Source organism: Deinococcus pimensis DSM 21231, from assembly GCF_000519345.1.
Lineage (GTDB): Bacteria > Deinococcota > Deinococci > Deinococcales > Deinococcaceae > Deinococcus_A > Deinococcus_A pimensis.
In genome coordinates, this window is record NZ_KI912660.1 from 28,607 (window position 1) to 41,977 (window position 13,371).

Annotated in this window: 12 protein-coding genes and 1 pseudogene; 2 read left to right on the top strand and 11 right to left on the bottom strand. The window is 60.5% G+C overall.

The window, feature by feature from the left end:
* On the top strand, nt 1-204 hold a 204-nt coding region (locus DEIPI_RS41015), incomplete at its 5' end, for a hypothetical protein (protein ID WP_027482553.1).
* 11 nt (nt 205-215) lie between these two features.
* Here the strand turns inward: DEIPI_RS41015 and DEIPI_RS0117055 are convergent.
* The 7 genes from DEIPI_RS0117055 to DEIPI_RS38015 form a co-directional block, all read right to left on the bottom strand.
* Nucleotides 216-1,157, bottom strand: coding sequence for a DUF808 domain-containing protein (locus DEIPI_RS0117055; protein ID WP_027482554.1), 942 nt, complete (start codon nt 1,155-1,157; stop codon nt 216-218).
* Between the two features lie 215 nt (nt 1,158-1,372).
* Nucleotides 1,373-2,275, bottom strand: a complete 903-nt coding sequence (locus DEIPI_RS0117060; RefSeq protein WP_027482555.1) for a MerR family transcriptional regulator — start codon at nt 2,273-2,275, stop codon at nt 1,373-1,375.
* A 50-nt stretch (nt 2,276-2,325) separates the two neighbouring features.
* Nucleotides 2,326-2,529: a hypothetical protein gene (locus DEIPI_RS0117065; protein ID WP_027482556.1), complete on the bottom strand. Its 204-nt coding sequence runs from the start codon at nt 2,527-2,529 to the stop codon at nt 2,326-2,328.
* Between the two features lie 69 nt (nt 2,530-2,598).
* Nucleotides 2,599-3,510 (bottom strand): PDZ domain-containing protein, encoded by a 912-nt coding sequence (locus tag DEIPI_RS0117070; RefSeq protein ID WP_027482557.1) that lies wholly within the window; start codon nt 3,508-3,510, stop codon nt 2,599-2,601.
* 81 nt (nt 3,511-3,591) lie between these two features.
* Nucleotides 3,592-3,930, bottom strand: coding sequence for a hypothetical protein (locus DEIPI_RS0117075; protein WP_027482558.1), 339 nt, complete (start codon nt 3,928-3,930; stop codon nt 3,592-3,594).
* 72 nt (nt 3,931-4,002) lie between these two features.
* Nucleotides 4,003-4,545: a DinB family protein gene (locus DEIPI_RS0117080; RefSeq protein ID WP_027482559.1), complete on the bottom strand. Its 543-nt coding sequence runs from the start codon at nt 4,543-4,545 to the stop codon at nt 4,003-4,005.
* A gap of 1,288 nt (nt 4,546-5,833) precedes the next feature.
* Nucleotides 5,834-7,294, bottom strand: a complete 1,461-nt coding sequence (locus DEIPI_RS38015; protein ID WP_169737145.1) for an AAA family ATPase — start codon at nt 7,292-7,294, stop codon at nt 5,834-5,836.
* 557 nt (nt 7,295-7,851) lie between these two features.
* Here DEIPI_RS38015 and DEIPI_RS42280 point away from each other — a divergent pair.
* Nucleotides 7,852-7,941: pseudogene (locus DEIPI_RS42280) on the top strand (DUF6547 family protein); the annotation flags it as partial.
* Between the two features lie 12 nt (nt 7,942-7,953).
* Here the strand turns inward: DEIPI_RS42280 and DEIPI_RS36800 are convergent.
* From DEIPI_RS36800 to DEIPI_RS0117095, 4 genes are all read right to left on the bottom strand, one after another.
* Nucleotides 7,954-8,376, bottom strand: a complete 423-nt coding sequence (locus DEIPI_RS36800; RefSeq protein WP_084474475.1) for a transposase — start codon at nt 8,374-8,376, stop codon at nt 7,954-7,956.
* On the bottom strand, nt 8,373-9,002 hold the full coding sequence (locus DEIPI_RS0117085; RefSeq protein ID WP_027482560.1) for an SMI1/KNR4 family protein: 630 nt from the start codon (nt 9,000-9,002) through the stop codon (nt 8,373-8,375). Before DEIPI_RS0117085 ends, DEIPI_RS36800 begins: the two co-directional genes overlap by 4 nt.
* A 362-nt stretch (nt 9,003-9,364) precedes the next feature.
* Nucleotides 9,365-10,528, bottom strand: coding sequence for an aminoglycoside phosphotransferase family protein (locus tag DEIPI_RS0117090; RefSeq protein WP_027482561.1), 1,164 nt, complete (start codon nt 10,526-10,528; stop codon nt 9,365-9,367).
* A 129-nt stretch (nt 10,529-10,657) separates the two neighbouring features.
* Entirely contained in the window at nt 10,658-13,267 is a 2,610-nt protein-coding gene (locus DEIPI_RS0117095; protein WP_084474477.1) for a DUF3854 domain-containing protein, read from the bottom strand.
* Nucleotides 13,268-13,371: the final 104 nt, after the last annotated feature.

The following is a 13,371-nucleotide window of genomic DNA, read 5'->3' on the forward strand; positions in this document are numbered from 1 at the left end:
CGCGGCGACGTCGTGCGCCGCCGCCTCCCGCCCCACCACGAACGATCCGGCGCCCACCGCGCGATCGTCGGGCCCGACCGTCACGCGGAACACCCCGAAGCCGAACGTGCCCGCCTCGCGCGCGAGCGCGAAGGTCAGGAACTCCTCCGCCGTGGAGCGGCCGTCCGAGAGGAGGTAGTCCAGCTCGCGCGGCCCGCAGGGTGAGCGCGTCCACCTCAGTGCGCCGCGCGTCTCGGCACGAGGTGCATGACCGCCACGATCACGGCGCCCACCAGCACGCCCGCGACGGCGGACCCCAGCGTCTCCACCAGCCACGTCACGAACCCGCCGAGGGCGCCCGCCGCGTGCCCCGCCGACTCCGCCAGCGAGTGCAGGGCGTGCTGCGGTCCCTCCAGGCCGAACTCCTCCAGCCCCACCAGGATGATGTGCCCGCCCACCCACAGCATCGCCGCCGTGCCCACCGCCGCGAGGATCGACATCACGACCGGCATGCCACGCACGAGCGCGCGCCCCACCGCCTGCGCCGCGCTCGACCCCGTGCGTGCGAGCCGCAGGCCCACGTCGTCCGCCTTCACGATCAGACCGACGAGGCCGTACACGAGCGCCGTGATGAGCAACGCCACCACCACGAGGATCACCGCGCGGGACACGAAGGGCTGATCCGCGACCTCGGCGAGGGAGATCGCCATGATCTCCGCCGACAGGATGAAGTCCGTCCGGATCGCGCCGGACACCATCTGCTTCTCGTGCTCCGCGCTCGACAGCTTCGGCCCGCCGCCCTCCGCGCTCTCCTCGTGGTGGCCGGTGACGGCCTCGTAGAGCTTCTCCGCGCCCTCGAAGCAGAGGTACGCGCCGCCCAGCATCAGCAGCGGCGTGATCAGCCACGGCAGGAACTGGCTGAGCAGCAGCGCCGCCGGGAGGATGAACACGACCTTGTTGCGCAGCGAGCCCAGCGCGATCCGCCAGATGATCGGCAGTTCGCGCTCCGGACTGAAGCCCGTCACGTACCTCGGCGTGACGGCGGTGTCGTCCACGACCACGCCGATCGCCTTCGCGCCCGCCTTGCCCGCCGCCGCACCGATGTCGTCGATGGAGGCCGCCGCGAGGCGCGCGATGGCCGCGACGTCGTCGAGGAGCGCCACGAGCCCGCCGCTCATCGGGGCCCGCCGTTCATGGGTGCCTTCTTCTCTCGGTTCCTGAGCATCTGACGCCCAGCGTAGCAACTCCACGCCAGCGGAAAGCGCCCCCTCGGGTGAGGGGGCGCTCCACGACGTGGCGGGACCCGAAGGATTCGAACCTACGACCCACGGTTCTGGAGACCGCTGCCCCACCAGGCTGAGCCGAACCGAGCCGCCGCTCCAACCACCCACGCTCAGCCCTGCCTGCTCGCCTCGGTCGAACCCAACGAACCCCACGAATCCACCTGGAGCAACCAGAGCGAATCCGTCATCAGCTGCCCAAGATCCGGCGTGTCCCAAGGGCCGATCCGGTACACCTCCGCGTGAAGGCAGTCCTCTGCGGTGCGACCGTGCAGCACGTCATCCTCCTGCGCCCGCTCGAAGATCGGCGCCTTCGCGTACCCGATGTACTCGTACAGCCCATGATGCCTCGCGCCGTACCAGCTTCCCCCCGGAGTCCACCCGGTCTGGATGCGGCCCTCGCCCGGTACGGGACGAGCGACCTCGAAGCCCGCGTATACGTCACACACGTGCTGCTCGTCACGACACGTGACGTTCGGCGGGTAAAAGCATGTCGGTGGGCCCGCCGGCTCTAGACGATGACGCGCGAGGTACGCCCGAAGCTCCGTGAACGCCAGGGCGCGGGTCTCCTCAATGCGAACAAGGCTGACCGAATAATGCAGGTACACCATCGGCATGGAAGGCCGCACCTCGACACGTACCTCGTACGGGTCAGCGCTCCGCGGGAACTGCCGCTTGCGCGAGATCGTCCGAAGACGGTTCTGCAGAATCCCCACTTCCTCCTCCAGCCTGCGGGCGTGCTCGTCCATCACCTCCCGCTGATGTTCGGGGGTGGGATCACGCATGAAAACACGGAGCAACTCCAGCGGAACGTGGACGAAGCGCAGCTGCTGCAGGAGCCGGGCGTGTTCGAGCTGCGTCGGGGTGTAGGAGCGGTACCCGGTCGAGGGATCGGTACGCGCGGGTTTGAGGATGCCTTCCTCGTCGTAGTACCGCAACGTCTTGACGGTGATGTGGGAGAGCTTCGCGAACCGGCCGATGGCCAGCAGGGGTTCTTCCCGCGTGTCGTGCGCCATGCGTCCTCCCTCGGGTCACGCTGCACAGCGAACGGCGTGACGCTCAGGCCTCACGCGTGCTGCGTCTGGAGGCCTTCTAGCCGGAAGGCGACGCGGTGCAGCACCCCAGCGAGCGCCATACGCCACGGGCTCACCCAGGACGTGACGTCGGCCTCCGCCGCCGGCATCAGGGGAAGCGCGTCGTCGAACTGCGCGGAGGTGCGTTCACCGGCGCGGAGCACCTCGTACTGGAAGCGGGCAAGGTTCGTGTCCATCGTCTCCCTCCTTGCCCTGAGGGTAGGCTCTCCAGCAACGGGAGAGTCAACCCTCAAGAAGTCTGCTCGTCATGGCATACGTACCACCGCGCGGACGAGATCGAAGCTCAGCGGCGTGGCACTCCCCGCGCGGCGCACGACGAGCGTCAGGTGAGTGCCCGGGTCGCCCATTACGCGGAGGGCGACATCGCCCGTCGTGAAGGCGCCCGCGTCCTCTCCGTCAATGGACACGATCTCGTCGCCGGCGTGCACACCGGCTCTCGCCGCTGGCATGCCCTCCACGACCCGCTCGATCCGCACGCCCGGCCCGTCCAACCGAGGGATGAAGTTGAGCCCCACACCGCCGAACTCGGAGTACAGAAGCCACTTCTGTGTGGCGAGAATGGGCCCGCTCGTCCGCTGGAACGTCACGTTCCCCTTCGCGTCACGTCCCGCGCGCGACAGGATGAGGTTCCAGCCCGCCTTCACGGTGCTGTTCCACTCGTCCGTGAATGACTCGCAGCGCAGCGAGCCATTGAGTGCCGCATCTCGGTCGAGGTACACGAGCTTCGTCGTGACTTCTCCGCGAGAAAGTTCATGTCGGGCTGAGGAGCGCTGCAGCACGTCCCCGAGGAATGTGCCGTCACGGTACGCCACGAGCTCGAAGAACCGGAACGTGCCGACGTCAGGTGTGACCCGCGCGTCGCCGGCGCATGCCTTCCCGTCCGGTGACTGGAGGAGGTTCCTGACGGGCACGAGTTTGAGATCACGCGTCGTGGCGCCCGGCAACTTCAGGGTGAAGTTGCCGTTGGCATCGATCGTTCCACTCCCGAAGGTCATGCGTTCCGATTCGAGGCGCAATTCCGCGGTCTGCCCACGCGGCCAGTCGGTGATCGTTCCCTTGAGCGTGGTGGTCTGTCCCAGGGAGACGGCGAGCGCGGGAGAGGCAACCAGCGTGGCGGTCAGAGCAAGTGTCGAGATCAACCTCGAGAACAGGCGCATGACATGACCTCATCGATGTGACGGTGGAGAAGGAGGAGCCGTGGATCGTCTCCGTACGTTTGCCGTCGTGTTTGCAAAGCGTTACGGCGCTGGGTTGGACGGCTTCTGCTCGTTCGCGGCGGGACGGGCGCCACGGGCGGGGGAGGCCCGCTGCTCGCTCGTCAGGGCATCGACGACAGCAGGAACGCACTCTTCTACGGTTTCCGTACGGATTTTCGCGCCGGTGCTGATGAGCTCCGCGTACGTCGCGCCCACCATCGCGGCGAGGTCTCGTCCTTCCTGCACGAGTTCCGGCATGCCTCCCTGCGTCGCCGCCTGGGCCACGACGCGAGCGAGACAGTTGGCGCGGGGGTTCGGCTCCGACGAGGCGGTGGGGGTGAGCAGTCCGAACATCACGGTGAGGACAAGCAGCTGCTTCATGACGAACCTCCTGGTGAGGGTGCGGGGCGTGTCCTGCTTCCGGTGAGGAAGCGTGTGCGGGCGGCGCGGAGTTCAGGGCCGCAGCTGGCTCAGGTGCCGTTCGTAGTGCGTCATGGCGAGCCGCATCGTCTCGCGCGCCGTGAGCGGCCCGAAGTACTGATGCGGCATGCACGGCTCGTCCAGGCGACCTTCGAGAAGGTACGCGTTCACGGCGTCCTCCAGCGCGCGGGCGGAGTCCTGCAGGTCGCTCAGGAGCGCCTCGCGGTCACGGCCGGGCATCGGTTCCGTCCCGGCGTGCGCGATGACGCGTCCGTCCGGGAACATGGCACCGAACCCGACGTCCTCCAGGGGTTCGCCAGGCCTGTGCTCGCGCAGGCGACGGGCGAAGAGCCAGTTGGCTCTCGCGACGTGGTCGGCGTACTCGGCGGGACTCCACTTGCCCGGCGCGACCGCACGGTGCAGGGCGTCGTCGGGAACGCTCCGCAGCCAGTCCATGAACTCCCGCAGGCGGTCGCGGGCGCCGTCGGTGTCCTGCTGGAGCGTCCTGCTGGCATCGTAGAAGTACTCCTTCGGGACGTAGGCGGTGAGACGGGTGGGTTGGACGTCCTGCATCATCCTCGACCTCCAGTGGGCACCACAGGCCCATGGCGCGGCTCGTGACGGGCGAGCGCGGTAGCAAGGGGAAGTTGAGGGGGTACCTACTACAGTGAACTTCTTCACGGCGCCGTTGGTGAGAGTGGTGCGAATGCCTGCGGATCAGTTGCGTCTGCGCTCCAACAAGCATCTCTCTCTTGAAAAGTCGTCCCTGCCTTGCTCCACTGAAGGAGTTCCCCGAGAATCTTTGATTTCCCTGAGAGGTTTACATGGCCGTTGTGTCGTTCTTGCCCTCCGACCTGACGTCGATCAAAGGCGACGTTCATATTGCCGTCAAACTTTTTCAAAAGAATAAAGGCCTCCCAACGACTTCCTAGAGGAGTCGCAGGAGGCGCGTCAATAGAAGCTATGTACGCATGCAAATTTTCATATCTTTATCCCTTGCTATCTCTTGTAGTCGTCATGTTCCGACTCGTCGTAAAACCTTGAGAATGTGAAGCAGTCGTCCGATTCAGAGTAGTGTATTCGACATCCACCGACGTAGAACCGCCAATCTCGTGTCTGATCAATGTAATGGTCGTTAATATCTGTGTTTCTGCCACAGCTTTCGCGTCTCAGGCGAAGTCGTTTAGCTATAGAAGTAATCACACGCCGTCGCATTTTTGGATCGGTAATCTGGTAAATATCCTTTACAAATGCTGGTTCAAAATCGAACTCTCTGCAATACTCAAAATCGAAATAGTCGCTATCATAAAGATCAAAAAACAGCGTTATCAAAGAAGATAATGTGTCTGTATCGTTCGATGTCTTTAGCCAACAACTCGAGTAATCTAGACCTTTAAGATAGGCTGCGGGCATTACGGGTCTAGTATGATAGATACCCTCAGACGTAGTGATTACTAAGCCGTCAGCGGCGATTCTAGCGTTGTTTCTGCTTAGTAGAAATAATGTGTTTGGATCTAAAGCGTAGCAACCAGACAATTGTCGTATGAAATGACTTTTAAGATCTTCATCATTGTTGTTTACCGACAACTCGTTACTAAGTGATAAAGGGGGATCGCCGTCAGGACTTAAGTCAAAGTGACGTGCAAATTTCGCATATATAATAGGGAAGAACACGTTCTTCCATGGTTCGTCTTTAATATATGGGGCGCGACTGTTCAGGTCGACTAGGTAGTCGTATATGCTGTCACTTATGACGTATTTCTTTGAAGCAACATCGCTAATGCGCAGAATCTGCAACAACTCGCTTAGAAACTCGTCGCGGAGCGTTTCGCTGTTCCAAGATGCAAGATCGGGGAAGAGGTAATTAACGTCTAGGGTGACCATCTTTGAGCCTTGCGGATTTACGTCGTTTGAGGGTGGCAAGCATAATTCTCTCTTGCTCTGATGCGGTCTGATCAAAAAAATCCTTTGGCCAATTAACAAGTCCTCGTGCTTCGTCAATTTTTACCGGTGTAAAAGAAACCGAGTTTCCATCGTTACTAGCAAAGTAGATCGCAACTTTATCGTTAATAAGATTAGATTCGTCCTCAACTACTCTTCTGACCAGTCTGTTGATGACGTGATCACTGTGGGTCTCCACTATAACGTTCTTACCTGACATAGCAAGGCTAATTAAAAAGTCAGCAAGATTCATTTGTAGATTTGGATGAAGGTGAATCTCGGGCTGTTCAAGGACAAGAATGTCGCCCTTGGGCATGCGCAATCCCTCTAGAAGAATTGGAAAGATTTGGCTTACCCCAAATCCTACATCCGCAATGCTCACTTTTGCACCAGAGGGAGAATCCATTACCAGCTTAAGTAGTTCTTCTCGTGAGCTAGAAGCAAAGCCTTTAATACCGAGACCGTCCATCCAATCGATTAGTGCATCACGTAAAGAGATCTCTGCGACGTTATAAAACTTCTCATCACTGAAGGAATACATCGCAACATCTTTCAGCTTCTTGTTCTGCTCTTTATGAAAAATGTACGGCGAGTACTGTCCCTTCGTACCAACTTCTCTAAAATCTTCCTCCCTTATGTAGCGTCGTTGTGGTTCGTGGCGTAGAGGCCCAATATACCTAAGCACATTAACTTCTCGGCGAAGTATGTATCTAATGGCCCGAAGAGTGTTGAACATAGTGGACGCTGAGGTGTCCTCTTCCGCAAATCGTATTACGTCTGGCAACAGGCCGGTAAAACCAACACTTACCCTACCGGAACCAGTTGAAGTTCCTCGGCGGGGACTTATGTTCTTCCATCTCGCCTTATAACGGCGTTTACCTTCTCGCTCTAGCACGACGCTGGACTTATGAGATTCAACCAATACTGAAAATTCCATGTGCTTTACTGCAACATCTTCTTCATGATCTCCATTTGGCGAGTTATCGTCGTTTAAACGTTCAAGAACTATTGAGTATTCCACTTCAGCAAGCCGCACATTGTTTTCACGCGGGACAAATTCCCTAAGCCAGTACCAAGTGGGGAGCTCTTCGCCCACCTCTCTTTGCGGGGTAAGCGAAAACTTGAGGCTTATTGAAATCTCTCTGTCTTTCTGACGGCCATGCACTACATCAAGGAAGGTGCCTAAGTGAACAAAATTGCCGTTAAATGTTATTGGCCCTTCTGCAATACTACTACCCATGTTCTGCTTTAATAGAAGAAGAGATTGTAGAACTGAGCTCTTTCCGCTGCTGTTTGTTCCGCTGATTATAGTAATCGGTTTAATTTCAAGCTCTTTTAAATTGTCGATTCCTTTAAAGTTTGATAAAGACAGCGTTTTAAACATTCGTTCCCTCAACTTGGTAAGGTGTTCGACTCCGGTACCCATGCGTCATAGGGAAGGTATACCAAACTTTCCAATGCCCAGACCGCGAGTTTGCCCATCGGCCTTCAGCAGTGTGACGGTAAGAGCTGGTTTCATGACCTCGGCGTACCGTAGCCGGATGGTCGAAGCGCTCGTCCCCAGCTGCCTCTGATGGCTCGTCAAGCCACTCCTGTCCGTCCCGCCTAAGGATCGTTGGTAAAGCACGCTCCCAATGTTTGCGGGTAACTCACTGAGCAGGCAAGCTGTAGGGTGCCGTGAGCAACACCGATCCGCTGAGCCAATACAAGGCGTTCATCGACACCCTGTTGGAATAAGCCGAAGGTGTCCTCCCGCAGAGAATCCGCTCCGGATTTTGGAACATCAACGGCCTCCCCGAGGACGACGCGTTCCACCACCTGCTCGCCAGCCTCACCCCCGAGCAGCGCGCCGTGGTGGCTGACATCACCGCTCGTGCTCGTCCGTGCGACACCCACGACCCCCTGGTCGTCCTTGAGGCGTATTAACTCCTCAAGGACGACGTTCTACTCGCCCACGAGCCCTTTGGCACCGAAGCCCACTTCGACTTCGTGGCGCGTCACGCCGGCGACGCTTGGCCTCAGGAACCTTGAGGCCACCCACCGCTACAGCAGGGCGAGCGACGCTGCCCACTCACGTATCGCAGAAATCATCACGACGGCAAGGTACATCCACCCGCGTTTCTCGTAGCGCGTCGCGACACGATGGTAACGCTTGAGTCGGTTCACCATCTGTTCGACATGGTGGCGCTTCCGGTACTGCTCGCGATCGTACCGCCAACTTCGCTTCAAGTCGCGTTTCGGTGGAATGACAGGGCGAATACCACGCCGTTGGAGTTCGTTGCGGGTGGCGTAACTGCTGTAGCCGCGATCAGCCGCGAGGGCAAGCGGAGGCAGCTTCGGTCGGCCACGACCAGTGCGCTTGACCTGGCCGCTGTCAAGCAGCGGGATCAGCTCTTGCATTTCGTGCCGCTCACCACTCGTCAGGTAAAACGCGAGCTGACCGCGGCGAACAATTCTGCCGGTCACTCGGAGGGCACGACCCTCAACTGAAGCTGTGCCCCGTCAGGTAAGTGTTGGATTTGCCGGGCGACATCCCCGCGAAACCGCAGGCTCTCGACGGCGTTTATTGCCCGCAGGTTTTCAATCTCGAATGCGCCGCCCAACACGAACAGCTGTGTGGGAAGGAGTCGCTTTCCATCAGGGAGTTGGCCGTGGTACGCCTGCCAAGCGTGAGCGAGTGACGATCCAGTCCAGTACTCCTCGGCCAAGAGCGCCTCAGCCCAGCCTTGGAGGGTCGGAGCGATGAGTTCTTGAGTGCCGGTTTCCGCGTCGAACAGCACCACGCCATCATGATGCAATGCGAACTGGTTGCCGAAGACATCCTGCGCGAAGAAGATCAAGTTACTGGCGAGTTCACCGTACTCGCCCCGCCAAAGGTCGGGCGAGTTCCACTGCTGGAGCCCAGTGGGCTCGCCGGATGCAGGCAAGACATGCAACGCCCCTTCGAACGCGTAGAACCCGTTCCGCCTGAGAAGCAGGGCCAGGAGTTCATCACGAAGGGCGGGTGGGGCTGGAGGCAAGTTCTGTGGTGGGTCGTCGCAGAGGGCTGGGCCGGCAATGGAAAGCAACGTTGTCAGGGCATCTATAGTCACAGCATTACTATACTGAGCGGGCGGTGCTCAACTTTGGTTCTCCACGCCGGGGTACGACGAAGACGTTGTGCAATAACGTCTAAGGTGCGACTGATGTACGACGAAGCTAGAGCCCTTCCTGGACAGGTTTTAGGGGAATTGTCGCACCTGTCGTCATGTTTGCCTATCGTCTCGTTATTATGAGATGGCGCTCGGTATTAGAAGCGCTCTCCCGAATTGGTGAAGTCGACAGCCAACAGATAGATATAGGTACGACAGGTACGACAAACAAGCATTTCGTCGTCATGGACGCAAGTCCGCTTGTCGTACGAGCGTCTTGTCTGTCGTACTTACTGAAGGCTGCATGACTTGGTCACGCCCCGTCATCCCGGATTCGGGTCTGCCTGACGTGCATGGCGGCCTGCTCCCCTCACTGCCCTCAGCAGCACGGAAACCTCCTCGCTCCGACCTACGCTGAACGTAGTTAACGCCGCCCACCTCACCGCCAACTCCTCCGACGTGCCTCCGAACAGTTCGGCGGCCCGTGCCTGCCGCTCCTCCCTCGTCCACACCTGCGTCAGGGTCGGCCCCACCAGCCCGTACTGCAACGCCAGCCACGCCGTGTACCCCAGCCGTACGAGCGACGAGCTTCCCTGCCAGCCCGCACGCCGCAGCCCCTCCACGTACGCCTCGAACACCGCCGCCTCCAGAACCTCGACTTCAGCGACGTCCCACTCGCCGAGCATGCAACTCCCGGCGATCAGATTCACGAGGTCACCGCCGACGGCGCCGTGCCCACACCACGCCCAGTCCACGGCGACGACGTCCTCGCCCCGCACGAGCAGGTTGCGACGATGGAAATCGAAGTGCGAGAAGACCTGCGGCAACGACCGCAGCGCCGCGTAGAAGGCCTCCCGCTGCGCCCACAACCGCATCACGTCCGCCTGCACCTCAGGGGGATAGAACCGCTTCACCACGGGTGATTCCCATGCGCCTGTCGGAGCGAACATCGTCGACCACTGCTCGGCCATGTTGCGCAGCAGCCAGGGGAACTCCGGGAGGGCCGCGCCGGTCAGGTACGTGCCGTTGAACTCACCCAGCTGCCGGGCTGCCCGCACGTAATGTTCGAGCGCCCAGACCCTTGGCGCCGTTTCCTCAACGTGTTCCATCCACAGCCAGCGTTGCCCCTCGTGCTCTGTGAAGGCGAACGTGCGGGGCGTACGCATGGGGCCGGAAAGGTGACTCAGCAGCCCCGACCGGTACGCTTCGTACTCCCGATCAACGGCCCAGAGGTCGTCCGCCTTCTGGTCGAGGTGTGGTGGGTCGAAGATCTTGAGCACCACCGACCACGCCTGGTGCGTGCCGTCCGAGAGCGCATGGCCGCGCAGCAGGAACAGGCCGTCGGTCGTGGTGACCCCTTGCCGACTGAGGATGTCGACGGTGAAGTCCGTGATGAGGAGGGGGTGCTGATGGTCGCCCTGCCCGAGGACGTAAGTCAGGACGGACGCGTCGAGGGCCTGCACGGCCGCCAGGTTGGTGGAGGTCATCGCTTCCTCGCTTTCTCGGGAGGGGCGCCTCTCCATCATGACTCAACCCGGAAGTAGCGAAACACCGGCGATCAGGGCGAGTCAGGGCGTCGAAGGGTGTGACGAAGACATGCAAGAGTCAATAGCTGCTCAGTCAGCTGTTCCTGCTTCGAGGACGTCAAGGAGAATGCACAATGTGCGCGACTTCAAACCACCTCGAGATCTGCACCGCTTCTCGACTGTACTGCGCTGTTTGGCATCTGGCTTGATCCAGCCCTGTTCTGCCCAACGCCGCCCGTGGAGCTGTGCGGCGTCACGGCCTACCCGGTCTTTGTAAGCGGGCGTGTCTGTAGCGATATACACGTATCGCCCATCCTCCCAGCCGATCAGCTCGCCTCGAAGCATCAGCAGCGTCTCGCCGCTCCGTCCTCCTTCGCGTTCAGCTTGCAGGATCATGGTTGTAATGTTCTCCCACGCAGCGAGGTGTGCCGGACGTTCTGCTCGTGATGTGGCCAGCGAGACGGCAAGGCGCTCGGGGAGCAAAGCGACGTCAGCAGGTATCTCCATATCCAGCGCCTCAAAGAGCACACTGAGCGTGGCGAAGAGGACGGCAGTAGCCTCCGCGTAATCCTTCAGAGGTTTGAACTGCTCCGCGCCGCGCAGTTGCTTCACCGTGTCAACGAAGGCCTCCCACTGACCTAGCACCTGGCGCGCGACCCAAGGGCCAAGATGCCCTGAACCCTGCTTCCACGCTTCTTCCAGAAGCACAGCTCGGTAATCGCCGATCAGACTGCCGCGTGTCGCTTCCTCACCGAGGGGAGGGGCGCTGTCCGCATCCACATATAACACGCGGTTTCGACTCCCAGCATGCTTAAATTCTGCAATTGCCTCGCCCACGAGGAGCAGGGCGCCACTGAGCGACGTGCCCCCTCTTACTTGGCCGTCACGACCTCCTCGGGTGTACGTCTGCCCGTTCGCGAAGGCATACACGACGCCTTCTAGGCGTTCGGGGTCACGCACAGTGTGCGCTTCGTCCAAGAGGGCAGGCAGCCCCCCCAACTCCTCTAAGTTCTGCGCGATTCCAGCTTCGGTGGTGCGGATGCCCTGCATAACAAACGGAGCCATGCCTGGCGTTGCCCACGAGCTCAAGGCGAAGTAGGCGACGCTGGTCTTGCCCGTGTTGCTGTCCCCGGCGATGTACATCACAGGATTGCGCCGTACGTGCAGTCGACCCATGTAGGGTGCCGCGAGACTGAAGCCCAGCGCCGCCCACAGAGGCCACGCCCCACGCCAGGTGGCCACTTCACGAAGGACGGTGAGGCAGGCTTCCGGATCTTCTCCTACGTGCCCGGCATGCCGCCCGAGGTACTTCACCTCACCACCAATGGCCGCTGATGGGGCTACGAGGGTGCCATCAGGAAGATTGCCGAGGCGGTGGCTGAAGAGGCGGCGAGGCAAGACTCCCTGATTCTCAGCTGTGAACTCGGTGATGAACCGAGCGATCTTCGCGGCGTTCCCCTCGTGCACGTGCGCTCCGCGAGCCGCGAGGTGTGCGATCACTCCCTTGCGGGTGGCCAGCTCGGCACGAGGGGCTACCACGGACACGATTCGGTTTCCCACGTCAAACCGCACCTCCAAGGATTCGATGTCCGTCGCGACATCGACTCCCACGGCACACACGACCAGCCGGCCGGGGTACACAACCTCGACACGTCCGCGCTCCTCCAACGCGATGGCGTTGTGCGCGTTCACCCATCTAGCAGGGAAGTACAGGTCTTCCTGGGTGTCGGGATGCCGCCCAAAGCGTTCCCGTCCAACGACGGCGGCCTCTGTCACGCTCTGCAGGTAAGTGTGCAGTTCGGTCGCCGCGTATCCCTGCGCGAGGAAGTCATCTACTCCGAGCTTCTCGCCCCCCTTCTCCTGTGGAAGTACCAGCATCAGGACTTCCGCGCCCTTCGTGGCAAGGACGCGGGCGAATCGGATGAGGGCGTCCCGTACAGAGCGGTTGTACCTCACGTCCGAATCGAAGGCTAGGACGACTTGACGTCCCTGCCACGGGATCTCCTCGAGGTCGGAGAGCGACGCGGTGGCTTTGCTGAAGTCGTCCACTCGTGTACGCCACCCGTACACCCCGTTGATGTTCATTGGGACGATGTCGCTCCCGAATGCAGTCGCAAGGGCGTCCGCCTTCTTAGCACCTTCTGTTATCCAGATGGGGATGTGCAGGTCACGTAACGCATCTCGGTAGCGCGGTAAGACGTCCAAAACGGCCGGCACGCCACTGGGCCATTCATATTTCACGGTCTTGCCGTTCTCACGGACGCGGGGCTTGTCCGGGCGCATTACCCAGGCGTACGGCTTGGGATTCCCGAGACGGTACACCGGGATCAGAAGGCCACCGCTCTTCTTCGGCAACTGAGCCTTACCGAAGCGAGGTTCTCGCTCCTTGATGGGAACAGGGCCGAACGTGGTGAGGTAACCCCGTTCTGTGATGATCCCCGCTGAAATGGCGCTCTCACGTAAGTGCTCCTCGTGAGCAGCATCCAAAGTCAGCGGAATGAGGTTGCGGCCCGATCCAGGGCTTTCGGAAATTCCTTTGATCGTGTCGCGTTGAGGGTAGGGGGAGGCACCCTGGGTCTTCCACGAGCGACCGTCAAATCCTGATGCTAGTCGTCCCCCGGTTTGCTGCGGAGCGCTGCGATCATGTTGATTGAGGGGGAATGCTCCCGCCTGGAGGGAGCGCATGTCGATGTAAGTCATTTCTATCCTTGGTAGGGAAGGCTTGAGGCATAGGGCCTCCTTGCCGCCCTGGGTGGTGGACAGGGCGACACGAGTCCTTTGTGCCGAGCGAGGGCACAACTTCC